25 protein-coding genes and 1 pseudogene are annotated in these 22,921 nt (G+C 70.4%); 5 read left to right on the top strand and 21 right to left on the bottom strand.

Annotated features, from left to right (window positions below; genetic code table 11):
* The first annotated feature begins 35 nt into the window (after positions 1-35).
* On the top strand, positions 36-3,935 hold the full coding sequence (locus ACZ3ZE_RS16925) for a DNA-directed RNA polymerase subunit beta' (RefSeq protein ID WP_361165934.1): 3,900 nt from the start codon (positions 36-38) through the stop codon (positions 3,933-3,935).
* A gap of 71 nt (positions 3,936-4,006) precedes the next feature.
* On the opposite strand, the gene ACZ3ZE_RS16920 is transcribed toward ACZ3ZE_RS16925, so the two are convergent.
* From ACZ3ZE_RS16920 to ACZ3ZE_RS16855, 14 genes and pseudogenes are all read right to left on the bottom strand, one after another.
* Entirely contained in the window at positions 4,007-4,270 is a 264-nt protein-coding gene (locus ACZ3ZE_RS16920) for a hypothetical protein (RefSeq protein ID WP_132912350.1), read from the bottom strand.
* Positions 4,271-4,364: 94 nt separating this feature from the next.
* Positions 4,365-4,574 (bottom strand): annotated as a pseudogene (locus ACZ3ZE_RS16915) (hypothetical protein); the annotation flags it as partial.
* Positions 4,575-4,612: 38 nt separating this feature from the next.
* A complete protein-coding gene (locus ACZ3ZE_RS16910; protein ID WP_361165938.1) occupies positions 4,613-5,521 on the bottom strand; it encodes a peptidoglycan-binding protein in 909 nt (302 codons plus the stop codon).
* An 86-nt stretch (positions 5,522-5,607) separates the two neighbouring features.
* The gene (locus ACZ3ZE_RS16905) at positions 5,608-5,994 is read right to left on the bottom strand and encodes an ATP-binding protein (RefSeq protein ID WP_361165941.1); all 387 of its coding nucleotides are present in this window, start codon (positions 5,992-5,994) and stop codon (positions 5,608-5,610) included.
* Positions 5,995-6,034: 40 nt separating this feature from the next.
* Positions 6,035-6,598 (bottom strand): hypothetical protein, encoded by a 564-nt coding sequence (locus ACZ3ZE_RS16900; protein ID WP_361165943.1) that lies wholly within the window; start codon positions 6,596-6,598, stop codon positions 6,035-6,037.
* On the bottom strand, positions 6,598-7,695 hold the full coding sequence (locus ACZ3ZE_RS16895) for a hypothetical protein (RefSeq protein WP_361165945.1): 1,098 nt from the start codon (positions 7,693-7,695) through the stop codon (positions 6,598-6,600). The genes ACZ3ZE_RS16900 and ACZ3ZE_RS16895 overlap by 1 nt, the downstream gene beginning before the upstream one ends.
* Before the next feature lie 11 nt (positions 7,696-7,706).
* On the bottom strand, positions 7,707-8,846 hold the full coding sequence (locus ACZ3ZE_RS16890; RefSeq protein WP_361165947.1) for a hypothetical protein: 1,140 nt from the start codon (positions 8,844-8,846) through the stop codon (positions 7,707-7,709).
* Between the two features lie 30 nt (positions 8,847-8,876).
* Positions 8,877-10,094, bottom strand: coding sequence for a hypothetical protein (locus tag ACZ3ZE_RS16885; RefSeq protein WP_467259549.1), 1,218 nt, complete (start codon positions 10,092-10,094; stop codon positions 8,877-8,879).
* A 37-nt stretch (positions 10,095-10,131) separates the two neighbouring features.
* Complete coding sequence (locus tag ACZ3ZE_RS16880) at positions 10,132-11,331, bottom strand: hypothetical protein (RefSeq protein ID WP_361165953.1); 1,200 nt, start codon at positions 11,329-11,331, stop codon at positions 10,132-10,134.
* Between the two features lie 39 nt (positions 11,332-11,370).
* Positions 11,371-12,294: a phage distal tail protein gene (locus ACZ3ZE_RS16875; RefSeq protein WP_361165956.1), complete on the bottom strand. Its 924-nt coding sequence runs from the start codon at positions 12,292-12,294 to the stop codon at positions 11,371-11,373.
* Between the two features lie 50 nt (positions 12,295-12,344).
* Positions 12,345-13,604 (bottom strand): tape-measure protein, encoded by a 1,260-nt coding sequence (locus tag ACZ3ZE_RS16870; RefSeq protein WP_467259546.1) that lies wholly within the window; start codon positions 13,602-13,604, stop codon positions 12,345-12,347.
* Positions 13,601-14,800, bottom strand: a complete 1,200-nt coding sequence (locus ACZ3ZE_RS16865) for a phage tail protein (protein WP_361165962.1) — start codon at positions 14,798-14,800, stop codon at positions 13,601-13,603. The genes ACZ3ZE_RS16870 and ACZ3ZE_RS16865 overlap by 4 nt, the downstream gene beginning before the upstream one ends.
* A gap of 59 nt (positions 14,801-14,859) precedes the next feature.
* Positions 14,860-15,624, bottom strand: a complete 765-nt coding sequence (locus tag ACZ3ZE_RS16860) for a hypothetical protein (RefSeq protein ID WP_361165965.1) — start codon at positions 15,622-15,624, stop codon at positions 14,860-14,862.
* Positions 15,625-15,757: 133 nt separating this feature from the next.
* The gene (locus tag ACZ3ZE_RS16855; RefSeq protein ID WP_361165968.1) at positions 15,758-15,949 is read right to left on the bottom strand and encodes a hypothetical protein; all 192 of its coding nucleotides are present in this window, start codon (positions 15,947-15,949) and stop codon (positions 15,758-15,760) included.
* A 307-nt stretch (positions 15,950-16,256) separates the two neighbouring features.
* Between ACZ3ZE_RS16855 and ACZ3ZE_RS16850 the strand changes: the two genes are divergently transcribed.
* The gene (locus tag ACZ3ZE_RS16850) at positions 16,257-17,072 is read left to right on the top strand and encodes a hypothetical protein (RefSeq protein ID WP_361165971.1); all 816 of its coding nucleotides are present in this window, start codon (positions 16,257-16,259) and stop codon (positions 17,070-17,072) included.
* Between the two features lie 49 nt (positions 17,073-17,121).
* On the opposite strand, the gene ACZ3ZE_RS16845 is transcribed toward ACZ3ZE_RS16850, so the two are convergent.
* From ACZ3ZE_RS16845 to ACZ3ZE_RS16830, 4 genes are all read right to left on the bottom strand, one after another.
* The gene (locus tag ACZ3ZE_RS16845) at positions 17,122-17,463 is read right to left on the bottom strand and encodes a hypothetical protein (protein WP_361621528.1); all 342 of its coding nucleotides are present in this window, start codon (positions 17,461-17,463) and stop codon (positions 17,122-17,124) included.
* Positions 17,464-17,528: 65 nt separating this feature from the next.
* Positions 17,529-17,819, bottom strand: a complete 291-nt coding sequence (locus tag ACZ3ZE_RS16840; RefSeq protein ID WP_361165977.1) for a hypothetical protein — start codon at positions 17,817-17,819, stop codon at positions 17,529-17,531.
* A 97-nt stretch (positions 17,820-17,916) separates the two neighbouring features.
* Positions 17,917-18,528 (bottom strand): phage tail tube protein, encoded by a 612-nt coding sequence (locus tag ACZ3ZE_RS16835; RefSeq protein ID WP_361165980.1) that lies wholly within the window; start codon positions 18,526-18,528, stop codon positions 17,917-17,919.
* Between the two features lie 134 nt (positions 18,529-18,662).
* On the bottom strand, positions 18,663-19,073 hold the full coding sequence (locus tag ACZ3ZE_RS16830) for a hypothetical protein (RefSeq protein ID WP_361621386.1): 411 nt from the start codon (positions 19,071-19,073) through the stop codon (positions 18,663-18,665).
* Positions 19,074-19,351: 278 nt separating this feature from the next.
* Here ACZ3ZE_RS16830 and ACZ3ZE_RS16825 point away from each other — a divergent pair, with 278 nt between their 5' ends.
* Together ACZ3ZE_RS16825 and ACZ3ZE_RS16820 are read left to right on the top strand one after the other, a co-directional pair.
* Entirely contained in the window at positions 19,352-19,699 is a 348-nt protein-coding gene (locus ACZ3ZE_RS16825; protein WP_361621389.1) for a hypothetical protein, read from the top strand.
* Between the two features lie 109 nt (positions 19,700-19,808).
* Positions 19,809-20,639, top strand: coding sequence for an ATP-grasp domain-containing protein (locus ACZ3ZE_RS16820; protein ID WP_361165989.1), 831 nt, complete (start codon positions 19,809-19,811; stop codon positions 20,637-20,639).
* A gap of 128 nt (positions 20,640-20,767) precedes the next feature.
* Here the strand turns inward: ACZ3ZE_RS16820 and ACZ3ZE_RS16815 are convergent, their stop codons facing one another.
* Genes ACZ3ZE_RS16815 through ACZ3ZE_RS16805 form a run of 3 tightly spaced genes read right to left on the bottom strand, consistent with a single transcriptional unit; the run spans position 20,768 to position 22,057 of the window.
* Positions 20,768-20,977: a hypothetical protein gene (locus ACZ3ZE_RS16815; RefSeq protein ID WP_361165992.1), complete on the bottom strand. Its 210-nt coding sequence runs from the start codon at positions 20,975-20,977 to the stop codon at positions 20,768-20,770.
* Positions 20,971-21,714 (bottom strand): hypothetical protein, encoded by a 744-nt coding sequence (locus ACZ3ZE_RS16810; RefSeq protein WP_361165995.1) that lies wholly within the window; start codon positions 21,712-21,714, stop codon positions 20,971-20,973. The genes ACZ3ZE_RS16815 and ACZ3ZE_RS16810 overlap by 7 nt, the downstream gene beginning before the upstream one ends.
* Complete coding sequence (locus ACZ3ZE_RS16805) at positions 21,707-22,057, bottom strand: WhiB family transcriptional regulator (protein ID WP_361165998.1); 351 nt, start codon at positions 22,055-22,057, stop codon at positions 21,707-21,709. The genes ACZ3ZE_RS16810 and ACZ3ZE_RS16805 overlap by 8 nt, the downstream gene beginning before the upstream one ends.
* A 244-nt stretch (positions 22,058-22,301) precedes the next feature.
* On the opposite strand from ACZ3ZE_RS16805, the gene ACZ3ZE_RS16800 reads away from it, so the two are divergent.
* Positions 22,302-22,751 carry a helix-turn-helix transcriptional regulator gene (locus tag ACZ3ZE_RS16800; protein ID WP_361166001.1) on the top strand — a complete coding sequence of 150 codons (450 nt, stop codon included), beginning with the start codon at positions 22,302-22,304 and terminating at the stop codon, positions 22,749-22,751.
* The last annotated feature ends 170 nt before the right edge of the window (positions 22,752-22,921 follow it).

Raw genomic sequence — 22,921 nt, 5'->3', positions numbered from 1 at the left:
CACAGCCTTACAACCCTGAGAGGGATTGACGCATAGTGCTCGACGTCAACTTCTTCGACGAGCTCCGGATCGGTCTGGCCACCGCTGACGACATCCGTCAGTGGAGCCACGGCGAGGTCAAGAAGCCGGAGACCATCAACTACCGCACCCTGAAGCCCGAGAAGGACGGACTCTTCTGCGAGAAGATCTTCGGTCCGACCCGGGACTGGGAGTGCTACTGCGGCAAGTACAAGCGTGTCCGCTTCAAGGGCATCATCTGCGAGCGGTGTGGCGTCGAGGTCACCCGCGCCAAGGTGCGCCGTGAGCGGATGGGCCACATCGAGCTCGCCGCTCCCGTCACCCACATCTGGTACTTCAAGGGCGTTCCGTCGCGCCTTGGCTACCTGCTCGACCTCGCTCCGAAGGACCTGGAGAAGGTCATCTACTTCGCGGCGTACATGATCACGTACGTCGACGACGAGCGCCGGACGCGCGACCTGCCCTCGCTGGAGGCGCACGTCTCCGTCGAGCGTCAGCAGATCGAGAACCGTCGCGACTCCGACCTGGAGAACCGCGCCAAGAAGCTGGAGAACGACCTCGGCGAGCTTGAGGCCGAGGGCGCCAAGGCCGACGTGCGCCGCAAGGTGCGCGAGGGTGCCGAGCGTGAGATGAAGCAGCTGCGCGACCGTGCGCAGCGCGAGATCGACCGCCTGGACGAGGTCTGGACCCGCTTCAAGAACCTCAAGGTCCAGGACCTGGAGGGCGACGAGCTCCTCTACCGCGAGCTGCGTGACCGCTTCGGCACGTACTTCGACGGTTCGATGGGTGCCGCGGCGCTGCAGAAGCGCCTGGAGTCCTTCGACCTGGAGGAGGAGGCCGAGCGCCTCCGCGAGATCATCCGTACCGGCAAGGGCCAGAAGAAGACCCGTGCGCTCAAGCGCCTCAAGGTCGTCTCCGCGTTCCTGCAGACCAGCAACAAGCCCAACGGCATGGTGCTCGACTGCGTGCCGGTCATCCCGCCGGACCTGCGTCCGATGGTGCAGCTGGACGGTGGCCGCTTCGCGACCTCCGACCTGAACGACCTGTACCGCCGCGTGATCAACCGCAACAACCGTCTGAAGCGTCTGCTCGACCTCGGTGCCCCCGAGATCATCGTGAACAACGAGAAGCGGATGCTCCAGGAGGCGGTCGACGCCCTCTTCGACAACGGCCGTCGCGGTCGCCCGGTCACGGGCCCCGGCAACCGTCCGCTGAAGTCCCTCAGCGACATGCTGAAGGGCAAGCAGGGTCGATTCCGTCAGAACCTGCTCGGCAAGCGTGTGGACTACTCCGCGCGTTCCGTCATCGTCGTCGGCCCGCAGCTCAAGCTGCACCAGTGCGGTCTGCCGAAGGCCATGGCGCTGGAGCTCTTCAAGCCGTTCGTGATGAAGCGCCTGGTCGACCTGAACCACGCGCAGAACATCAAGTCGGCGAAGCGGATGGTCGAGCGCGGCCGCACGGTCGTGTACGACGTCCTCGAAGAGGTCATCGCCGAGCACCCGGTTCTGCTGAACCGTGCGCCCACGCTGCACCGCCTCGGCATCCAGGCCTTCGAGCCGCAGCTGGTCGAGGGCAAGGCCATCCAGATCCACCCGCTCGTCTGCACCGCGTTCAACGCGGACTTCGACGGTGACCAGATGGCCGTCCACCTGCCGCTCTCCGCGGAGGCGCAGGCCGAGGCCCGCATCCTGATGCTGTCCTCGAACAACATCCTCAAGCCCGCCGACGGCCGTCCGGTGACGATGCCGACCCAGGACATGGTCCTCGGTCTGTTCTTCCTCACCACCGACGGTGAGCTCCGTGACACCAAGGGCGAGGGCCGCGCGTTCGGCTCCACGGCCGAGGCGATCATGGCGTTCGACGCCGGCGAGCTGGCGCTGCAGTCCCCGATCGACATCCGCTTCCCGATCGGCACCGTCCCGCCGCGCGGCTGGGTTCCCCCGGTCGCCGAGGAGGGTGAGCCGGAGTGGCAGCAGGGTGACTCGTTCCGCATCCGGACGACCCTGGGCCGCGCGCTCTTCAACGAGCTGCTGCCCGAGGACTACCCGTTCGTCGACTACTCGGTGGGCAAGAAGCAGCTCTCCGAGATCGTCAACGACCTGGCCGAGCGCTACCCCAAGGTCATCGTGGCGGCGACGCTCGACAACCTGAAGGCGGCGGGCTTCTTCTGGGCGACCCGTTCCGGTGTCACCGTGGCCATCTCCGACGTCGTCGTTCCCGAGGCGAAGAAGGAGATCGTCAAGGGTTACGAGGCGCAGGACGAGAAGGTCCAGAAGCAGTACGAGCGCGGTCTGATCACCAAGGAAGAGCGCACGCAGGAGCTCATCGCGATCTGGACCAAGGCGACCAACGAGGTTGCCGAGGCGATGAACGCGAACTTCCCCAAGACGAACCCCATCTTCATGATGGTTGACTCGGGTGCCCGAGGAAACATGATGCAGATGCGACAGATCGCCGGTATGCGTGGTCTGGTGTCGAACGCGAAGAACGAGACCATCCCGCGTCCCATCAAGGCGTCCTTCCGTGAGGGCCTCTCCGTCCTCGAGTACTTCATCTCGACGCACGGTGCCCGTAAGGGTCTCGCCGACACCGCCCTGCGTACCGCCGACTCGGGTTACCTGACCCGTCGTCTGGTGGACGTCTCGCAGGACGTGATCATCCGCGAGGAGGACTGTGGCACCGAGCGCGGTCTGAAGCTGAAGATCGCCGAGCGCGCCGCGGACGGCACCCTGCGCAAGACGGACGACGTCGAGACCTCCGTGTACGCACGGATGCTCGCCGAGGACGTCGTCGTGGACGGCAAGGTCATCGCGCCGGCCAACGTCGACCTGGGCGATGTGCTCATCGACGCGCTGGTCAACGCGGGCGTCGAGGAGGTCAAGACCCGCTCGGTCCTGACCTGTGAGTCGGCCGTCGGCACCTGTGCCTTCTGCTACGGCCGCTCGCTGGCCACCGGCAAGCTGGTCGACATCGGTGAGGCGGTCGGCATCATCGCCGCCCAGTCCATCGGTGAGCCCGGTACCCAGCTGACGATGCGTACCTTCCACACCGGTGGTGTGGCCGGTGACGACATCACCCAGGGTCTGCCCCGTGTCGTCGAGCTCTTCGAGGCCCGGCAGCCCAAGGGTGTCGCCCCGATCTCGGAGGCGGCCGGCCGCGTCCGTATCGAGGAGACCGAGAAGACCAAGAAGATCGTCATCACCCCCGACGACGGCACCGACGAGACGGCGTTCCCGATCTCGAAGCGCGCCCGTCTGCTCGTGGGCGAGGGCGACCACGTCGAGGTGGGCCAGAAGCTCACCGTGGGTGCCACCAACCCGCACGACGTGCTGCGGATCCTCGGCCAGCGTGCCGTCCAGGTCCACCTGGTCGGCGAGGTCCAGAAGGTCTACAACTCGCAGGGTGTGTCGATCCACGACAAGCACATCGAGATCATCATCCGGCAGATGCTGCGCCGCGTGACGATCATCGAGTCGGGCGACGCGGAGCTGCTGCCCGGCGAGCTCGTCGAGCGTTCGAAGTTCGAGACCGAGAACCGTCGTGTGGTCCAGGAAGGCGGCCACCCGGCCTCCGGCCGTCCGCAGCTGATGGGTATCACCAAGGCCTCGCTGGCGACGGAGTCCTGGCTGTCGGCCGCCTCCTTCCAGGAGACGACCCGAGTCCTGACGGATGCGGCGATCAACGCCAAGTCCGACAGCCTCATCGGCCTCAAGGAGAACGTCATCATCGGTAAGCTCATCCCGGCCGGTACGGGTCTGTCCCGTTACCGGAACATCCGGGTCGAGCCGACCGAGGAGGCCAAGGCCGCGATGTACTCGGCCGTCGGCTACGACGACATCGACTACTCGCCGTTCGGCACCGGCTCCGGCCAGGCCGTTCCGCTGGAGGACTACGACTACGGTCCGTACAACCAGTAAGCGAGTCGCTTGACCGAAGGGCGGTCACCCCGTGAGGGGTGGCCGCCCTTCGGCGTTCCCCCCGAGGGGGGTCAGCGCGCGGTCAGCTCCCAGGCCGTGACGGCGACCGTGGCCACCGCGGCGAGGGCGCCGATGCTGGCGAGCGGCCAGCGGGAGCGCTCCAGGGCGTCGAGCCGGGCCTCGTGGTCGGCGAGCTGTTTGTCGGTCTGGTCGCTGCGCTGGACCAGCAGGGCGAGCGAGCCGTCGACGCGGGCGAAGCCGGCCTCCAGCGTGCCGCGCAGCCGTTCCAGTTCGAGGGCGACGGCGACCGGGTCGTTCGGGTCAGACTCGGTCATCGGCCGTCTCCGGAAGGGCATCCGGGCGGACCTCCGGGTCGGCCACGGGAGCGAGCTCGTGGACCGGGGCGAGCTCCTGGACGGGCGTGGCCGCCGGGGCGACGCGCAGCCAGGACGGCAGCAGCGCCTGGAGGGCCGGGTAGGCCATCACCCGGGCGAGGGCGCCGGCGACGGCCAGGGCCGCCGCGACCCAGGGGAGGGTCGCGGGGATGCCGGAGGCGTCGACCAGGGCCGGCAGCACCACGGCGATGCCGACGGCGGTCTGCAGCACGGTGCGGACCGTGCGCTTGGCGGCTTCGGACATGGGTGGTTCTCCTTGCGTGGGGGTTCGGTGCGAGGGGGTCACTGGACGTAGGGGACCTTCAGCGCGTTCCAGGAGGCGCGGCCCGGCCAGCCGTCGGCGTCGGTGCCGGAGAAGCCCAGCTTCCGCTGCCAGGCGGCGTACGACTGGCGGTCGGCCTCGGACCAGCGCGGGCTCGGCCCGACCTGGTAGCGGCCGCAGCCCTCGGCCGTCAGCCGGCGGCCCATCGCGGTGACGACGGGGGAGCTGGGGGTGGTCCGGAAGAAGGCGGTCCCGGGGAACGGCTGGTAGCGCGGGGTGGCCGGCTTGGGGGCGGTGGGCTTGGCGGCCGGCGCGGAGCCGAGCCGCTTCTGGACCCGCTCGCGCATGCCCGGCATGCCGAAGCCGCGGGGGTCGTTCTTCCAGTCGGACCACTCGGAGTGGCCGATCACGGACTTGGCGCCCCAGCTGTGGGCGCGGCACAGGGCGGCCGAGACCCGCTCGATGGCGTCGAGCTGGGCGGCCGGCCACGGGTCGGAGCCGTTGCCGAGGTTGATGCACTCGAAGCCGTAGAAGCGGGCGTTGCCGTCGACGGCGCCGGGGCTGCCCTGGTGTGCGCGCGGGGCGGGCGGGCGGTCCCCGTAGGTCTCGGTGATCACGGCCTGGAGGACGGACGGGTCGCCGCCGCCGGCGTGGTTGGCGCGGCCGCTCGCGACCAGGTGGACCGAGCCGTCCTTGGCGATCACGCCGTGGCAGAGCGGTCCCGGCAGGCCGGCGTAGCCGTCGTAGCAGAGCGCGACGGTGTTGTCGGTGCCGGCGGAGACGGTGTGGTGGATCATCACGCCGGTCACGGGGCCCCAGGCGCCGTGACCGTCGCGGTTGTGGGTGCGCCAGCCGTCGTGTTCGACGACGGTGACGCCTTCGGCGCGGAGCGCCGCGACGAAGCGGTCCGCGGAGAGGGGAGTGGCCATCTGTGTCCTCCGGGCATGCGAAAACCCCGGCCGGTTCGGCACGGGGCGTGGGACGTACGGGGGCGGGCGGGGTGGCCCGCGGGTGGTTAAGGAACCGGCGCGGGGTCGGGGGCCGGCGGCGCCCAGGTGGCGCAGAGCGCGGCGTAGGAGGCGCGGCGGTTGTCGAAGTCGGCGAGCGCCGCGGTGACGGCCCGCTGCACGGCGGTCGGGTCGGGGACGGCCGGGTTGCCGTCCTGGGCGGTGACGACGACCAGGGCGCTGCCGCGCAGGACGGCGTCACCGGCGCCGTTCTCGCTGAACGTGGCCGAGACGTGGACCGACGGGTACTGGCCGGTGACCGGGTCCCGGTCGAGGGCGCCGCCGAAGCTGTTGTCGTAGACGCGGATGTCGAGGGTGTGGCCGTTCTCGGTCACGCGGGCGCGGCCCGCGTAGTCGATGGCCACGCCCCACGGCTGGGTGGGGTCGATGTTCATGGGTGCTCCTCTTGCTCCTGGACGGGCCGGACGGGGCCGGTCAGCTCTGGGTGCCGTAGATGAGGACGGGCTGGGCGTAGACGGTGCCGCCGGAGGCCAGGGCCTGGATCTCGATCTTCATGGTCTGGCTGAACCGGGTCTTGAAGTCGCCGGGCAGCAGACCGGTGTAGTCGTAGGTGGTGCCGGCCGTGACGGTGGGGCCGAACTGCACGTCGTCGACCATGACCCGGACCTGGCCGGTCGCGCCGGAGCCGGCCGCGGTGCTCAGCGAGATGCGCATCTTCGGCTGCCAGATCGGGTTGAAGGACCGGGCGACGGTGGTGAAGGAGCCGTTGGCGGTCTGCGGCCAGCGGGCCGTGTTGGTGTCCTTCGGCGGCATCAGCGCGAGCCAGGGCCGGGCGAGGCCGCCGGTCACGATGTCGTCGGAGAAGATCTCGTGGACGTATCCGTCGTACATCCGGATCACCGGCCGGACGGGCACGGTGTTCGGGTCGGGGCGGATCTCGTTGAGCGGCGGCCGGGTGTTGACGGCGGTGGACAGTGCCTTCAGCCGGCGCTCCATCTGGTTGAGCCGGTCGATGATGTCCTCGGGCAGCTGGGGCATCAGGCCTCCTCGAGGTAGAGCTCGGCGGTGTCGGGGCGGCCCCGCTCGGGGGGCGTGATCTTGACGCCGATGATGCGGTAGCGGGCGTCGAGACCGGTGGAGAACCACTCGTCGGTGATGCGGATGCGGGCCACCCGCCCGAGCAGCGCCGGCGGGACGATCCCGCCGAGGTGGATGCTGACCGCGGGGATCAGGACGGCGCCGCGGGCCTCGGCGAGTTCGGCCGCGGCCACCTGGTTGAGGGTGAGCTGGTCGCCGATCTCGTTGTGGTCCGAGGACAGGTCGATCTTCGGCCAGCCGTCGACGAGCAGTCCGGTGTCGATCTGCTCGGCGGAGAACAGCGGCCGGGACTCGGCGCCGGCGTTGGAGTTCACCGAGGCGCCGCGGGCCATCGCGGTGGTGCCGCCGCGGGTCGCGTCGTACGGGAAGGAGTACGACAGGATGACGCCGGGCCGGTCGAAGAGCAGGTCGGTGGCGCCGGTCCGGATCTTGGTCGAGCCGAGCCGGAGCTGCCGGACGCGCTTGCCGTCCTCCGGGTCCCGGTAGACCAGGATCTGGTACTCGAAGCCGTTCTGGAGGCCGGCGAGCTGGTCCAGGGCCTCCTGGTACACCGTCTCGTCGCCGAGGCGGTAGTTGACCGTCCGCTTGATGTCGGAGGTCTCCTCGCCCATGGTGAGGGTGAAGCAGCCCGGGCCCTTGGTGAGCTCGGTCCACAGCTTGCGGGCGATCTCCAGCTGGTCGGTGTCCGTGTACGCGATGTCGGTACGGATGCGGCGGCGGGCCGCGTACGAGTCGAAGGTGGCGGCCTGCAGCGACAGGGTGAGCACCCCGCGCCCGCTGGACTGGAGCGTGGTGGTCCAGATGATGCCGCCCCACCACAGGTCGCCGCCGCGCTCCAGGTAGATCGCGGTGCGGCCCTCGCGGACCTTCTTGACCCGCTCGGCGATCTCCTGGTTGGGGATGGGGATGGTGCCGGACAGGGAGCCGGCCTTGCCGATGTAGTCGTCGAAGGAGACGTCGCGCAGCGGCAGGATGTCGATGGTCTGGTCGGTGATCAGGTCGCAGAAGATCGCCCGGTAGGGCGTGTCGAGTGCCATCACGGGCCTCCTTACAGGACGTAGGTGGCGGAGACGCGGATGTTGCGGCCGCCGGCCAGCTGGCCGTTGGGGGACCAGGTGCGCAGGTCGATCTGCCCGTTGGTGTTGATGTTGGCGCCGCCCGAGCCGAAGCCGTCACAGGCGTTGGCCTCGAAGGACAGGGCGGGGCGCCAGCCGGCGGGCAGGGTGCAGAGCGGCTCGTCGCTGATCTGGCCGGTGTTGTCGGCGGTGACGGTGGAGCCGGTGCGGGTGACGGTGACGGTCATGGTGCACAGACCGCTCTTGGTCCTGCGGCCGTAGAACGAGACCACCCCCCAGTTGGGGAGCGGGGTGACCCCGCTGGTGGTGGTCTCGTTCTCGAGCGGCGGCTGGTAGTTCGCCCACGAGGTGCCGTTCCAGCGCTGGAGGTTGCCGACGTTGTCGCGGTACTGGCCGGCGTAGGAGCCGGTCGACAGGGTGCCGCTGGGGGCGATGCCGCCGATCTCCTTCGGGTAGGCGACCCAGGTGGTGCCGTCCCAGCGCTGGAGGAAGTGGGCGTTGTCGTTGTCCTGGTACTGGCCCGGGTAGGAGCCGGGCACGCCGCCGTTGTTGTAGACGGGCAGGATGCCGCCGGACGAGACGACGGTCTGGCGCAGGTCGGTGGAGGCGCCGCCGACCCAGTCGATGCCGCCGGTACCGGCGGAGGCGCCCTTCTTGACCAGGACGGAGAACAGGACCAGGGAGCGCGCCGGGGCGGTCGGCAGCACCGGGACGGCGGCCGGCTGGCCCTTGATGATCTCGATGTCGGCCGTGTACTTGCCGAGGGCGTCGACGTCGTTGTCGTACACGCGCACGACGACCAGGTCGAGGCGCGGGTTGAGCGGGTCGCCGTCGCCGAAGGTGATGACGACGTCCTCGTCGAGGGCGACGGGGTAGGCGCCGTCGGTGTTGCCGCCCTGGATGACGGCCTTGCCGTGGTAGACGATGGCCGTCATCGGGCCGTTGGAGCTCATCCACAGGCCGCCGACGCGGAACTTGCCGTCGTACGTGCCGGGCAGGATGCCCGACCGCACGCCGAGCGGGTTGACGGGGGTGGTGGCGCCGATGGCGGTGATACGGGTGTTCTGACGGGTCTGACCGGTGGGCAGCAGCCAGCCGGGGCGTACGGGCATGGATCTCTCCTCGGGAGGGGGGCGGGCGGCTCAGTACTGCGGGGTGACCTGGATGAAGGTGTTGTCGAACCAGGCCCGCACGTTGGCGTTGGAGGTCCGGTAGTACGCGGTGACCGTGTAGGTCAGACCCGGCGTCAGGGCGTAGAGGCGCTGGATGGTCGAGACCGACGCGGCGCCCGTCGGGTCGGCGGACTTGGAGGACATCGCGGACAGCTCGTCGTCCAGCTCGCGGACCACGGTGGCGCCCTGGGTGATCCGTACGCACATGTAGGCCGAGCTGGCGATGCCGGTGGTGCCGGTGGCCAGGCTGAGCTCCATCCGGGAGCCGAAGGTGAGGAGGGCCTGCTTGGACTCGGGGGCGACGAAGCTCACCACGAGCGGGTTCTCGGCGCGCTCGACGAGCGTGTTCACGTAGGACGTGGAGACCGTGTAGCCCGCGTCCAGCGAGTCGTTGAAGTACGGGCCGGGGTACGCCGGAGCCCACGCCGAGCCGGTCCAGCGCTGGAGCGGGCCGTCGGTGCCGGCGCGGTACTGCCCGTTGTAGGTGCCGGCGCTCGCGGCGGGCACGGAGCTCGGCACGATGCCGCCGATGGCCTGCGGGTACGCGACCCACTTGCCGCCGTCCCAGCGCTGGAGCTGGTCGTTCGCGGTGTCCTGGTACTGGCCCGGGTAGGCGCCCGGCAGCACCGCGTTCTCGACCGGGAGGATGCCGCCGACCGCGACGACCGGGGTGCGCAGGTCCTTCAGGGCGCTGTTCCACGGGATGCCGCCGTTGCCCGCGCTGGCGCCGGCCGGGACGGTCACCTCGTACAGCGGGAGGCTGCGCGGCGGGGCGACGGGGGCCTTCGGGGTCTGCTCGGCGACGCCCTGGATGACTTCGAGCTTGGCCTCGTTACGGGTGGAGCCGTCGTAGAGGTTGTCGTAGATCTTCAGGACGACCAGGTCGATGCGCCCGTACTGGGCGTTGCCCACGGCGAAGGTGACCTGCTCGGCGGCGGGCAGGGTGACCGGGTAGACGCCCTGGGAGATGTCTCCCTGGATGACGGCCCGGCCCTCGGAGACGGTCGCGGCCATGGCGGACGCGTTGGTCATCCAGAAGCCCGAGAGGCGCCACTGGCCTCCGTAGGAGCCCGGCAGGATGCCGGAGCGCACCTGTACGGGGTTGATCATCGTGGTCGGCGTCTGGGTGAGCCGGGTGTCCTCGCGGGTCTGGCCGGTCTCGGCGACCCAGCTGCTGCGCAGGTTCATGGGGTTCTCCAATCCAGGAGGGGCGGGGGAGCGGGGATCAGGACTTGAGCCACTCGGCGGTGAGGGTGCAGGCGTAGCCGGAGCCGCCGAGCGTCTTGATCGGCGCGGTGTGGCTCTGGTAGCCGGAGAGCTGGAGGGTGTCGCCGGCGACGAGCCGCATCACGCCCGTACCGCCGACGGAGATGGCCCCGTTGCCGGCGGGGACGAGCCAGGTCGTGCGGGACTGCCCGACGCCGCTGACCGCGATGCGGGCGCCGCGCATGCCGGTCTGGGCGTCGTTGGCCCAGGTGGCCTGGCCGGAGACGCGCCACCAGCCGGTGCGCGGCACGACGTAGGTGGTGCTCCCGTTCCAGCCGCGGGCGTCGTCGACCTCGATGGTCGGCAGGACGAGCGCGGTCCACACGTTGGGCGGCACGGTCTGCTGTTCGGCGGACAGCCACTGCGTGACGCCGAGCAGGATCTTCGAAGAGCCCTCGGCGTACTGCCAGTTGGTGCCGTCCCAGCGCTGCAGGATCCCGGCGTTGTCCCGGTACTGGCCGGTGTAGCTGCCGGTGGACACCAGGGAGCCGGGCGCGATGCCGCCGTTCGCCCGGGGGTACGAGACCCAGGTCGAGCCGTCCCAGCGCTGGAGCATGCCGCTCGTGTCGCGGTACTGGCCGACGTACGCGCCCTTGAAGCCGCTGGTCGGCAGGATGCCGCCGAGCGCCACCACGGGCCAGTGCTGGGTGGTGACGCCGCCGGTGGTCCAGGCGATGCCGCCGGTGCCGGCCGAGGTGCCCTTCGGCACCCGGACCGTGTAGAGCTGCTGGGTGCTGCCGGGGCCGCTCGCCGGGGCGACCGGCTGGGCCGCCGGCGTGCCCTTGACCAGGCGGACGACGGCGTCGGTGACACCGGTCTTGTCGTAGGCGTCGTCGATGACGGCCAGTTCGATCAGGTCGATCCGGTCGTACTGCGGATCACCGTCGGGGACGGTGATCGTCTCCGGTGAGATCGCGGCGACCAGATAGGCGCCCTGACGGGTCTCGTCGCCCTGGATGATCGCCCGGCCGGTGCCGATGGCGCATTGCATGGCGGACGTCGCGGTCAGCACGAAGCCGCCCGGCACGATGCCCTGCCGGGAGCGGAGCGGGGTCTCCTCGGGGCTCTGGCCGCTCGGCGTGAGCAGAGCGGCCAGGGTGAGACGGGTGTCCTCGCGGGTCTGGCCCGTGGGCTGGAGCCAGGCGGCCCGTACGGTCATGGTTCACCTCTTTCTACGGGGTGGGTCACAGGCCTTCGGTCACCACTCGGCGCTGCGCCAGCGGACCGTCATCAGGGCTTCGGGGGTGGCCCCGTCGGGCCGGAAGGCCAGTTCGGTGCGGCCGGGTTCGAGGAGGAACAGCTCCTCGGGGCTGGAGTCGGCCATCGCGGTGTGGCGGCGGGACGCGGTGTTGTTGAGCATCACCGTGCCGTTGGCGGTGTCGACGATGAGCTCGTCGCCGGCGGCCAGGTCGATCGCGTACCGCAGGCGGCGCCGGCTGACCCGTTCGGTGACGGTCGGCATGGAGCACGGGCCGCGGAAGACGATCACCGGATGGGTCGCGGCGGAGCCGGTGTTCACGGCGACGGCGTCACCGGTGGACTTGGCCTCGCCCCAGTTGAGCGGCCAGGTCAGGGGCCAGACCAGGCCCGATTCCGGCTGCGGCGGGGTGGTGGAGGCGGACTGCTCGTCGACGGCGTAGCGGCGCGGGTCGGTCGCGAGCCACTGGATCGACATCTTGGAGCTGCCCTGGGTGGCGAAGCCCTGGTCGGCGGGGATCACGCGCTGCGCGATCCGGGCGCGGACGGCGAGCAGCTCGCCGTGCAGCCGGACGGTGAGCCAGCGCTCCTCGTCGAGCAGGGCGAGCGCCTGGCGCAGGGCGCGGATGGCGTCGCCGGCCTGGTTCCACTCCGGCATCAGGACGATCGTGCCGCTGATCTTGCGCGGCTTGGCGTAGCGGGAGCCGGGCCAGGCGCCGTGCGAGGTGGGCCGGTCGGCGTCGGAGGAGTCGTACTCGGGCAGGTCCTCCCAGCCCTGGAGCCCGCTCCGGTCGACGGCGAACGGCGTACCGGGCCCGATGAGCAGCCCGGCCCACTGCAGCTGCCCGTCCTGGGTGATCAGCGAGCCGGGCGCGAGGTCGGCGGTGAAGTTGCTTCCGGCATAGGTGGTGGTGGTCTCGGCCATGAGGCCGTCACCTCACTTCTGAGGGGGTGTCGGGTGGGTGGGGGCGGGCGTCAGGCGTGGGCGGCCATGAGGAAGAGCAGGTCCTCGGCGGTCGAGCGGGGGCCGGCGCCGGCGTCCTCGTGGAAGTCCCGGATGCGGTGGGGCTGCCGGGGCGCCTCGCCGATCGCCGGGACGCTGCGGTTCTCCAGGACGGTGAGGGGGTCGATGCGCGGCGCGGAGTCGGCGCCGGGGAAGACGACACCGCCTTCGGCGAGCATCGGGATCTTGGGGATGTCGACGCCGAAGTGCTTGCCGAGGAAGTCGAAGCTCAGCTTGTTGAGGCCGTCGATGATCCAGTTGGCGAAGGCGATGAGGCCTTCGATGGGGCCCTTGACGACGCCGATGACGGCGGTGAGGGCGCCTTTGATCAGTTCGCCGATCCCGCGCATCGCCCCGCCGACCGCGTCCTTCGCGGTGCGGAAGAAGCCGGGGACGGAGCTGGTGAAGAAGGACAGGAAGGGCTGGATGGCGGCGCGGATCCCGCCGATGGTGCCGGAGGCGATCCCGCGCAGCGCGTTGGAGGCGGAGCTGACGGAGGAGCGGACGCCGGAGAAGCCGTTGATGCCGGAGCCGATGATCTTCAGCGCGGCGGTGAAGAGCGTCAGGTACCCCTTGAAGTAGGTCATGACGGCCTCGCCGAGCACCTTCATGACCGGCTGGATGAACTTCCAGATGTCCTGGAAGACCTTGAGGGCCTGCTGGAAGACCTGCTTCATGATCCGCTGGCCGGCTTCGCTGTTCATCGCGTACTCGATGAGAGCCGCCGCGACGGGCAGGATGATGCCCACGACGAACCCGAGCGGGTTTCCGCGCATGACGATGTTGATGGCCATCATGGCGACGGAGGCGATCGTCATCACCGTGCCGTACTTGTCCATCAGACCCGTGATGACATCGGTGAAGGGAAGGATCGGCAGCAGGATGGACAGGATCGCGGCGACGCCGGCTCCCATCTTGGCGAGCACCGACTTCGCCTTGCCGGCACGGTCGCCGAAGGACTTGACCCCGCGCGGGGCGGAGGACCTGCCCAGCGCGGCGACCGAGCCGGCGGCGGAGGTCGCGTCGGACCGCAGGCGCCCCGCGGCGGTGGCGGCCGCGCGGGTCTCCGAGGCCAGCTTGCCGGTCTTGCCGTCGGCGTCGCCGATGGCCTTGACCAGTCTGCCGAGCGCGGTGGTGGCCGGGTTGGCGGCGTTGCGCAGGGTGCCGAGGGCGGCGGGGACCCCGGCGAGCAGGCGGTTCGTGTAGATCGGGGTCAGTGCCAAGGCACTCATCCGCGTGCCTTCGCCAGGTACATCAGCGCGTCCGCGGTCGACTGCGGGTCACTGTTGCGGGCCGCGTGGTAGTGCTCGATGTGCAGCCCGGCGCCGCCGGCACCGGCCTGCATCTGCGCCGACATGCGGGCGCGCCGGGCGGTGACGGCGAGCAGCCGGTCCAGCTTGGAGAGCGGGAGGACGGCCTCGGCCTCGCCGGCCTCGGCGATGATCGCCGGGACGCCGCCGTTGCGGGGCATGACGACACCACCGGTGGCGAGCATCGGGATGGTGGGGATGCTGACGCCGAAGGTCTTGCCGCCGACGAGCGGCACCCAGCCGGGGACGCTGACCTTGACCCGGTTGAGGCTGCCGATCATGCGGTTGATCAGGCCGATCACGGAGTTGATCGGGCCGGACACTCCGCTCTTGATGCCGTTGAACGCCCGGGACGCGATGTCCTTGAGGCCGTTCCAGATGGACGACATCTTGTCCTTCACGGCGGTGAAGGCGGCGGGGATCGTCGTCTTGATCCAGTTGACGACCGGGGTGATGACGGCCTTGATGCCGTTCCAGACGGTGCTGATCACCGTCTTGATCGCCTTCATGACCGTGGTGATGACCGTCTTCCAGATCGTCACGTAGGTCTTGACGACCGTGGCGACGGCCTTGACGACGACGGTGATGGCCTGCTTGATGCCGTTCCAGACGGTCTTGATCAGCTGGCCGGCCTTCTTCATGATCGGGCCGATGGCCTTCATGACCGCGCTGATCACGACCTTGATGGCGTCGAAGGCCTTCTTCATGATCGTCTGCATCGCCTTCGAGCGGGTCGCCATCTCGACGACCTTCTCGATGAGCGGCATGAACAGCTCGATCAGGCGGGCCAGGAAGTTGCCCTTCATGGACTTGTTGAGCTTGTCCTGGCCCTTGGCGGCCTTGCCCGCGCCGGACTCGTACTTGCCGAGCTTGGTGCCGGCGGACTGGCCGGTCTGGCCGGCCTTGGACATGGACTTCTCGGCCTGGTCCGTGGCCGTCTTGAGGCTCTTGAGCTGTGAAGTGGAGGACTGGGCCGACGACTTGAGCTGCTTGACCTTGCCGGAGGCGGTGTTGGCGCCGGTGCCTACGCGGGAGACGGCGGTCGCGCTCTGTTCGGCGTTGGTCTTGAAGGTCTTGAGCGCGTTGGAGGTATTGGTCAGGGCGCTTTTGAGGGACATGGTCACCTGATTTCAGTGGGACGGAAGAGGGGGGCGGGAGCGAGCGGGCCCGTGGGTGCCTAGGCGGACTGCTCCGTGCCGTCCAACTTGAGCTCGACCTTGCCGACGGCGGTCCTCAGTCGGTTGAGGTCCTCGGTCAGGACCTTGTTGCCCTGGTTCTCCCACTTCTTCTTCATCTCGTTCTCGCGGTCTACGAACTTCTTGGCGTCCTGAAAGCGCTTGGAGGCCTTCTGCTCCAGCGACTTGGCCGCCTTCTCGGCGTCCCTGAGTTCCTTGTCGGCCTTTTCGGACAGCTTCTTCGCCGCGAGGTACTTCTTCTCGGCCGCGTGGAAGGCCGCGAGCGAAGCCGCGGTGTGCTGGGAGCGCCGGGCGGCGTTCATGTCGGCGCGGGCCTGGTCCATGTCGGCTCTCCGCTGGGGCGCGTCGGTCCGGGCGGTCTCGAGCCGCTTGATCGCGTCCTTCAGGTCCTGCTGCTTCTTGTCCAGCTTGCGGAAGCGGTTCTCGGCCTTGAGGTTGGCGGCCTTCGCCGGGTCGGCCCACGGCCAGCCGACGCGCTGGCGGCCGTTGATCGTGACGCCCTTCTCGTCCATCTTGAACCAGGTGTAGTCGAACTTGATCACGCTGGCGCCGATGGAGAAGACGGAGAGGCCGGCGAGCTCCGCCTTGATGAGCGAGAGGTCGGTCTTGATCGCGGTGGCCGTGCTGGTCCACCCGAACGCCGCTTCCTTGGTGCGCTTGTAGTCGGCCGGATCGATCCAGGTCAGGTTGTCGACGACCCAGTTCTCGAACGGGCTCCTCGGGGAGGGGGGAGTGGGTGTGGCCATGTGTGGTCCTCGATTCGAGATGTGGTGCCGAGCCGACTCCGGAAACGCCGAAGCCGCCCGTCCCGGAGGGATGCAGGCGGCTCGTGTACGCGGGCGGCGGGGGCTATCCCACCGGCGAGGCGTGGCGTGGGGGTCAGCGGCGGCGCTGGTCGGCGAGGGCGTCGTTCCAGCCCGCCGCGTACGCGGCGGCCTCGCGGCGGTTGACCTCGGCGTACAACGTGCCGAGCAACGCTCTCTTGTCGAGGGCGACGGGTCCGTCGAGAAGCTGGCGGAGGCGGTCCTGGAGCGGGATGTACGGTCGCACTGCCTCGGCCTGCTGAGTCATGGACGCCTGCCTTCCGTTTGCTTGCCCTTGCGAGCGTGGCGGCGCCGCGGAGTGAGGAGCGGGGGCACCACGTTTTCGAACTACTGTGCGAACAGAGTGTGGAACACCTGCTCGGTGTTTGTCGAGCGTGAAACGCCTGACGGTGTGTCTTCCCGGGGCTTTCCTGTGGGGGTTGGCCCTTGACCGGATCTTGTGTTCGACCGGGGTACTCTGGATGGCGCGTTCCCCGGACCTGACACAGTCGAGGAGCGGCGGGGCGCGAGGGGCGCGCGGGGACCCCAGGGGGCTTGGAAGGCAGTGCTGACGCATGGACACGGAGCCGGGGGCTAGCCGGCGGGATCGGGCCGTCGACTGGCTCGAATCCCATCCCGATCTGCCTCATCTGTTCGCCCGCCTCGCCGAACTGGTCCATGTCGCCGGACACGCACCGGAGGACCTCGTCGTACTGCCCCGTTCCGAGGTCGACCGCCGCGAGACCGCCGCGTTCACCGCGGGCTGGGCGGAGGCCGTCTCCGATGAACTGCCACGTATCCGCAGGGAGTACGAGAAGCGCGTCGCCGACGCCTACGCGCAGGGCCAGGGCGACGCGCGTGGTATACGGCGTCCCCAGCGGCGTACGGACACCCCCCAGGACGGCGCCCGCGTCATCGCACTGCCCTTCGCCCGGCTCCTGGAACCCCCGGCCGTCGTGGTCGAGGCCGAGGAACGCGTCCGCAGGGAGCGCGAGCAGTTCGAACAGCGTGCCGAGCACGAGTACGTACCCGAGCCCGAGCCGCAGCCCGAGCGGGCGCCCGAACCGGACCCGGGGCCCGCACCCGAGCCCGCACCGGCTTCCGAGCCGGACGCCGAGCTCCTGGTGACCGCCCAGGAGAGCCGCGCCCGCAGGAACGCCCAGCCGGTACGGAAGGTGGTCCGCGGCAAGGGCGGGCGCCCGATCGTGCCGCCGCTCACCAGCGTTCCCGGCCAGGCGGGGCACGGGCCCGACCGGCGCGGCGGCGAGGCCGCCGAACCGGACGCGCGCGCGGGCGCGCGAGGCCGGCGCCTCTCCGACCGGGCCAGGGCCCTGGAGAAGGACCTGACCTCCGAGCGAGCACAGGAAGAGCCCCCGGAGCCCGCTCCCTGAGGGGAACGGGCTCCGAGGGCCGTGGGGGCTGGCGTGGGCGGACGCGGGTTCAGCCGAAGAAGCGGGCGAGCTGGGACGGGGACACCATCTCGGATCCGTCCTCGTCGTGCCCGTGCCCGTCCTCCTCGTCCTCGGCGGGGTCACCCGGACGCGGGACGGGCTTCGGCGGCTCGGGCTGGTCGCCGTCCTCGCCCGAGTTGACGGCGGCGAACATCCAGTTGGCGACGGCCAGGTGGTCCACCGCGGCCGCGAGGAGATGGTCGGTGACCGACCATTCCGCGGCCTCGCCGTGCAGCTCCCGCTGCACGGCGCTGTTCTCCGGCAGATGTGTGATCAGCACGGCGAGTCGCCGGCTGGTCAGACCGCCGCGGTACCAGTCGAGCAGGTCGATGTCGTAGTACCGCAGCAGGTCGGCTTCGAGGGCCTCGGCGTGTTCGTCGACGAACTCGACGAGGCTCAGTCTTCCCCCAGGCCGAGCCCGGTCTCCTTGCCGTAGGCCTCCAGAATGGCGGCGATGTCCTGCATCGTGAGGTCGTGATCCTCGAAGCGGGAGAACTGCTCCTCACCCATCAGGAGCTCGAGCAGACCGTCCACGTCGTTGTCGTCGAGCTGACGCAGGGCCTTCGCGGTCTTGCGGGACAGCTCGGTGGGCAGCGTGTAGGACTCGCCGTCCAACTCGAAGGACCAGGTGCGGCCTTGGGCCTCCATGCGCTGGGCGCGAGCGGCGTTGACGTCGAAACGGGCCATGGTGTGCGTACTCCTTGATCGCGTGGTTCGCGTGGATGAAGAGCAGAAGGGGTGGGGCGGGACGGCGGTGGGCCGTCCCGCCCCGGGTGGAGAAGGATCAGACGGTCGCGGAGTACTGGCTGTCCTTCATGATGAAGGTCGCCAGCGGCTTGCCGTCGCCCTTCGACATGGCCGTGAAGGTGACACCCAGCTGCGCCGCGGCCTTGCGGCCCAGCTTGATGTCGTCGGTCGCGGTGACCTGGCCGGTCGGGATGATGAAGCGGTACTTGACCACGGTGGAGCTGCCGGCCTTGACGTCGGTGAACTCCAGGCCGAGGGCGCGGACGTCCGCGAACGGACGCTCGGCGATCTCGTAGCGGTAGGTGTCCACGGCCGGGGCCGCGTCCTGCTTGACGGCGTCGCCGCCCATGAAGAACGGCAGCGTGTCCTCGTTGAACTGCAGCATCGAGAACTTCAGCGACAGGTCACGGGCCGAGTAGATGTAGTGGACCGGGGAGACCGACTGCCACGAGTCGATGGCCTCCAGCTTGTCCTTCTTCGAGAACGTGACGCCGTCGCCGGAGGTGAAGCCGAGGTCCTTCCAGCCCGCGGTGGTCCAGTCGGCGGCGGAGTCGGCGCCGAAGGAGGCCGGGGCGGCGTTGCCGGCGGTGGCGACGTAGAGCTTGCCCGAGCCTGCGACGCGGATCTCGGCGGAGTTGTTGCCTGCCATGGTGGTTTCTCCTTGATGAGAGGGTGAGGGCGCCGCCCCGGGCGCCAGGGCCCGGGTACGGCAAAGGCCCCGCCGGACGGCAGGGCCTGGTCTGTGGGTGCGGCCGTCACGGGGTGACGACCGGCGCGGGACCGTTACGGGGCGACGGTCAGCGAGAGCTGGATGAGGCAGAGGTAGCGGCTGGCGCCCCGGTAGAGGTAGTCGGGCGTCCAGCGCGGCCCGTCCATCTCCTCGACGTCCTGCACGACGCTGTTGCCGAGCGTCTTGCCGAGCGTGGCGAGCAGCGACTTCCGGGCGGCGTTGGCGAGCAGATGGGCCGCGGGCTTGTTCGGCGCGTAGACCTCGAACTCGATCAGCGGCTTGTCCAGGTGCAGATCGCCGATCCAGGCGCCGCCGCGACGGTTGACGAGGACCGCGCTCTGGGCCCCGTCGAAGCCTGCCGGGGCCTGGGCGGCGACCGTGGCACCGGCCAGCGCCGGGTCGGCCTTGAGGACGTCGACGACCAGCTTCTCGACGTCCGGGAACGCACTCGGGGGAGTGGTCATGACGGTTCTCCTCGAAGGAAGGCGGGAGGGAGGGCGGGGTGGTGCGGGGTGCCGCCCGGGGCGCTCGACGCGGGGAAGGGGGCGGGGGCGCGGAGCGCTCCCGGACGGCGAACGGCGAAGACTGCGGCCCGTCTCGCGGGCGCAGCTCCGCCGCTGCACCAACTGTGACAGAGAGCGTGCGCGCACGCAACTAGTTCGGGGGCGACTTCGGAATCCCGGCCGGAAGGGGGCTCGTCTAACTTGGTGGCCACACGCAGAGCACAGGGGGGCGCGAGGCCATGAGCTGGTACGTACTGGTGGAGTCCGGCGAGTTTCACAGCGGCGGCGAGACGTGGGACCTGGTGGAGAAGATCCCCGTCGAAGGCGGAAGGGAGGCGGCTCTCGCCCGGGCGGAGGAGATGAGCCGGACCTATGTGCGCGGCGTCGCCGCCGAGAAGTGCGGCCGTCTCGTCTTCCGTACGTCCTCGACGAGCTGGCTCGTGGAGCAGACCTGGTCCGTCTGGTACGAGGGCTCCAGCAGCCCGACCGAGCTCTCCCGGCACATGCGCATCTGTGCCGCCGAACTGCTGATCACGCGGGAGGCGCCCCCCGCCGATCCCCCCAAGAAGGGCTGGTTGCGCAGGTGACGGATCGACGGCCGCCGACCACGCCGGGATGACGCGTCGCCAGGGCCGGGCGTCAACGGCGGAGTGCATAGGGTTGGCCGGGCCGTCCCCCACTCCAGAGGAGCCGCCCGTGCCCACCGCCCGCCGACCCCGTCTCCTCTATGTCAGCGACCTCGCCTACCCGGCCCGCGGGCGGCGCTACTGCGACGAGGACATCGACCTCACCGCCCGGCTCCGCGCGCACGTCGACCTCGCCGTCTGCCACCCGCGCGACGCCGCCGCCCTCATGGACGCCTTCGACGCCGTCGTCGTCCGCAACAGCGGGCCCGTCCTCCACTACCAGGAGGCGTACGACGCCTTCCGCGCCCGCGCGGCCGAGCTCGGCACCCGCGTCTACAACCCGCTGCACGGGCGCGGCGACATGGCCGGCAAGCAGTACCTCCTCGACCTCACCGCCGCCGGACTGCCCGTCATCCCCACCGTCGACCGCGCCGAGGACCTCGGCCGGCTGCCCGCCGCCAAGACCTACGCGGTCAAGCCCAAGGCCGGCGCCGACTCCATAGGGCTGCGCTTCCTCCCGTACGAGGAGCTCGCCGGGCTCGCGTACGGCGACGTCCTCGTCCAGCCCCGCGTCGACTTCCGGCACGAGGTGTCCTTCTACTTCGTCGACGACCGCTTCCAGTACGCCCTGTACGCCCCCGACCCCGAGAAGCGCTGGGAGCTGGAGCCGTACGAGGCCGACGAGGCCGACCTGCGCTTCGCCCGCCGCTTCGTCGACTGGAACACCCTCGACCACGGCATCCAGCGCGTCGACGCCTGCCGCACCCGCGAGGGCGAGCTGCTCCTGGTCGAACTGGAGGACCTCAACCCGTACCTCTCCCTCGACCTCGTACCGGAGGCGGTGCGCGAGCGCTTCGTGGCCGCCATGGTGGAGTCGCTGCACGGATTCCTCGACGCGTAGGCGGAAACGAAGGAAACGAAGGAAACGACAGAACGGCGGAAACGCAGAAGCGCCCCGTGTCTCTCTGCGAGACGCGGGGCGCTTCTGCGTTTCCGGGTGGACTGGGTGGACTGGGTGGTCCAGCTACTTCAGGCGGTACGTGGGCGGCGGCGGGTCGCTCGTTCGGCGGCGAAGACGTCCTCCAGGCGGAAGAGCTGCGCCCGGCCGGCCCTGCCCGCGGCCCGCAGGTGGCCCAGCTGGACCCACTTGCGGATCGTCGCCGGGGCGACCCCCGCCTCCACGGCGGCGAGCGGGCCCGGGATCAGCGCCGGCAGGGAAAGCGCGGTCGAGCTCAGCATGAGGTCTCCTTCGTGTCGTCCATCGCCGCTTCGATCTCGTCCGTGCGCGCACCCGACGCGTCCGCGAGCTCCGCCCACTCGTCCTCGGGCCACAGGTGCCGGTAGGCCGGGTCGTCCTGGCAGCCGCAGGCCTCGTCCGTGCACAGGCACGCCGGGTTCACGCACAGCACCGCCCGCCGGTCGGGGAAGGCCCGCAGCGACACCGAGTCGCACCAGGGGCAGCGCCCCGACACCCGTACGACCGTCTCCGCGTCGCCCAGCGTCCGCGCGCAGCGGCGGGCCATGCGGCGGATCTCGTCCCGTACGTGCCGGGCCAGCACCGGGTGGGCGGCGATCGTGTCGAGCGTGCCGGTGACCCGGCGCAGGCGCTCCACGACGCCCGCGCGCCGCGGCCGGGGCAGTCCGAGCCGGGCGCAGACCGCCTCCTCCAGTTCCACCACGCCGTCGGTGATGTCGCGGATCGCGTCGGAGATGTGCAGCCGGATCGGGGCGGCGCCGTGGCCCGGTACGGAGAGGCCGTGCCGCTGTTCGAGCTCCAGGGCCTCGCGGCGCTCGGCGCGGATCAGCTCGTCCCGCCCCGGGTGGGGGGCGGTGGGCGCGGTCCCGGCGGGGGAGCGGCGGCCGGGGGTGAGCTCCTCGGCGAGCTCGGGGAACTGGCGGGCGAGGGAGGCGGTCCAGAGCACGATGTCCCGCACCACCCGCTCGTCGGCGGGGCCGGCGTGCGTGTGCTCAGCCACGGTCGCCTCCGGAGAGGGCGGCGCCGGCGGCGTCCAGGGCGGCGTGGTCGGCGAGGGCGGTACCCGGGGCCGGCTGGGCGGCGGCGTCCGCCGGGGCCGGCTCGCCGCGGCGGCGGCGGGGCTTCACCGGGCGTCCGTTGCGCCACAGGCGCCCGGCGCAGACGCCGTCGAACCAGCTCTCGGCGGGGGCGACGGCCGTCTCGCACTGGCGGCGGACGGGGCAGGCGGCGCAGGCGCGCAGGGCCGGGGCCGCCTCTTTGCCGCGGCGCGAGAACACGACGGACGGGGAGAGGCCGGCACACGCGGCGGCGGCCTGCCAGGGGGAGGAGTCGTACTGGTGCAAGGAGGTTCTCCACGTTCCGGGGCCCCAGACGCCCCTGGGGCCGATGGGGCCCCTGGGACTCAGGAGGCCGACGAGTGCGGCGGCGAGAACACTGACATGTTGCGTGCGAGCTCGCAACTACCTTTGTGGGGAGCCCTTCACCGATTCGACACGATTGCGTGCCCGAAAGCACGTAATTCCGTGCGCGCAAGCACGCTAAAGTAAGGGGCTCGAAGGGTGGGGGAGTTAAGGGAGCGGTACACACATGAGCACTCAAGGGCTCGACGAGTTCGCAGGCTGGGTCGAGAGGCTGATGCGAGCGCGCGGCTACGACATCGACAGCCCCCGCGGCGGCGGGAAGTCCCGGATCGCGGACGAGGCCGGAGTGCACCGTGCCGCCGTGACCCGGCTGTTGCAGCGGCAGAGCATGCCCGACCTGGAGACCATGCGCAGGATCGCCCCGCTCCTCGGGGTCTCCGTCCGCGACATGCTCATCCGGTCCGGCCGGGTGACCCCGGAGGAGCTGCCGCTCGCGGAGGACCTCCTGGCGCCGGGCGACTGGCAGCCGACCATGGAGGACTTCGCGCGCTGGCTCGGCGTCCCCGACGAGCGGATGGGCGTCTTCGTGAAGGTCGTCACGCAGTTCCTGGAGCCCGACGCGGACGGCGCCGACGCCCGCACCGCGGGCGAGTCCCGCCGCGCCGCCCAGGACTGACCCGCGGCCACCGCCTCGCGGTGCCCGCCCGTCCGGGTGACGTGCTCCCGCGTCGCCCGGGCCGGCCCGCGCGTGGGCATTTGTTTTGACCGGAGTCCATGCGATAGGTACGCTCATGCCTTGTGCCTGGGGTGTGCCCGGACTCTTATGCGTGTCCTCAACCGCAGACC

This window comes from Streptomyces sp. NPDC023157, from assembly GCF_055560575.1.
This window is presented reverse-complemented; position numbering and strand designations above follow the sequence as displayed.

Coding starts and splice junctions, on each gene's coding strand:
- ACZ3ZE_RS16835 (WP_361165980.1), bottom strand. CDS start 18,528: ATGGCAGGCAACAACTCCGCCGAGATCCGCGTCGCAGGCTCGGGCAAG.
- ACZ3ZE_RS16825 (WP_361621389.1), top strand. CDS start 19,352: ATGAGCTGGTACGTACTGGTGGAGTCCGGCGAGTTTCACAGCGGCGGC.
- ACZ3ZE_RS16830 (WP_361621386.1), bottom strand. CDS start 19,073: ATGACCACTCCCCCGAGTGCGTTCCCGGACGTCGAGAAGCTGGTCGTC.
- ACZ3ZE_RS16895 (WP_361165945.1), bottom strand. CDS start 7,695: ATGGCACTCGACACGCCCTACCGGGCGATCTTCTGCGACCTGATCACC.
- ACZ3ZE_RS16800 (WP_361166001.1), top strand. CDS start 22,302: ATGAGCACTCAAGGGCTCGACGAGTTCGCAGGCTGGGTCGAGAGGCTG.
- ACZ3ZE_RS16860 (WP_361165965.1), bottom strand. CDS start 15,624: ATGGCCACACCCACTCCCCCCTCCCCGAGGAGCCCGTTCGAGAACTGG.
- ACZ3ZE_RS16890 (WP_361165947.1), bottom strand. CDS start 8,846: ATGCCCGTACGCCCCGGCTGGCTGCTGCCCACCGGTCAGACCCGTCAG.
- ACZ3ZE_RS16900 (WP_361165943.1), bottom strand. CDS start 6,598: ATGCCCCAGCTGCCCGAGGACATCATCGACCGGCTCAACCAGATGGAG.
- ACZ3ZE_RS16910 (WP_361165938.1), bottom strand. CDS start 5,521: ATGGCCACTCCCCTCTCCGCGGACCGCTTCGTCGCGGCGCTCCGCGCC.
- ACZ3ZE_RS16875 (WP_361165956.1), bottom strand. CDS start 12,294: ATGGCCGAGACCACCACCACCTATGCCGGAAGCAACTTCACCGCCGAC.
- ACZ3ZE_RS16870 (WP_467259546.1), bottom strand. CDS start 13,604: ATGAGTGCCTTGGCACTGACCCCGATCTACACGAACCGCCTGCTCGCC.
- ACZ3ZE_RS16855 (WP_361165968.1), bottom strand. CDS start 15,949: ATGACTCAGCAGGCCGAGGCAGTGCGACCGTACATCCCGCTCCAGGAC.
- ACZ3ZE_RS16880 (WP_361165953.1), bottom strand. CDS start 11,331: ATGACCGTACGGGCCGCCTGGCTCCAGCCCACGGGCCAGACCCGCGAG.
- ACZ3ZE_RS16850 (WP_361165971.1), top strand. CDS start 16,257: ATGGACACGGAGCCGGGGGCTAGCCGGCGGGATCGGGCCGTCGACTGG.
- ACZ3ZE_RS16815 (WP_361165992.1), bottom strand. CDS start 20,977: ATGCTGAGCTCGACCGCGCTTTCCCTGCCGGCGCTGATCCCGGGCCCG.
- ACZ3ZE_RS16840 (WP_361165977.1), bottom strand. CDS start 17,819: ATGGCCCGTTTCGACGTCAACGCCGCTCGCGCCCAGCGCATGGAGGCC.
- ACZ3ZE_RS16865 (WP_361165962.1), bottom strand. CDS start 14,800: ATGTCCCTCAAAAGCGCCCTGACCAATACCTCCAACGCGCTCAAGACC.
- ACZ3ZE_RS16920 (WP_132912350.1), bottom strand. CDS start 4,270: ATGACCGAGTCTGACCCGAACGACCCGGTCGCCGTCGCCCTCGAACTG.
- ACZ3ZE_RS16905 (WP_361165941.1), bottom strand. CDS start 5,994: ATGAACATCGACCCCACCCAGCCGTGGGGCGTGGCCATCGACTACGCG.
- ACZ3ZE_RS16885 (WP_467259549.1), bottom strand. CDS start 10,094: ATGAACCTGCGCAGCAGCTGGGTCGCCGAGACCGGCCAGACCCGCGAG.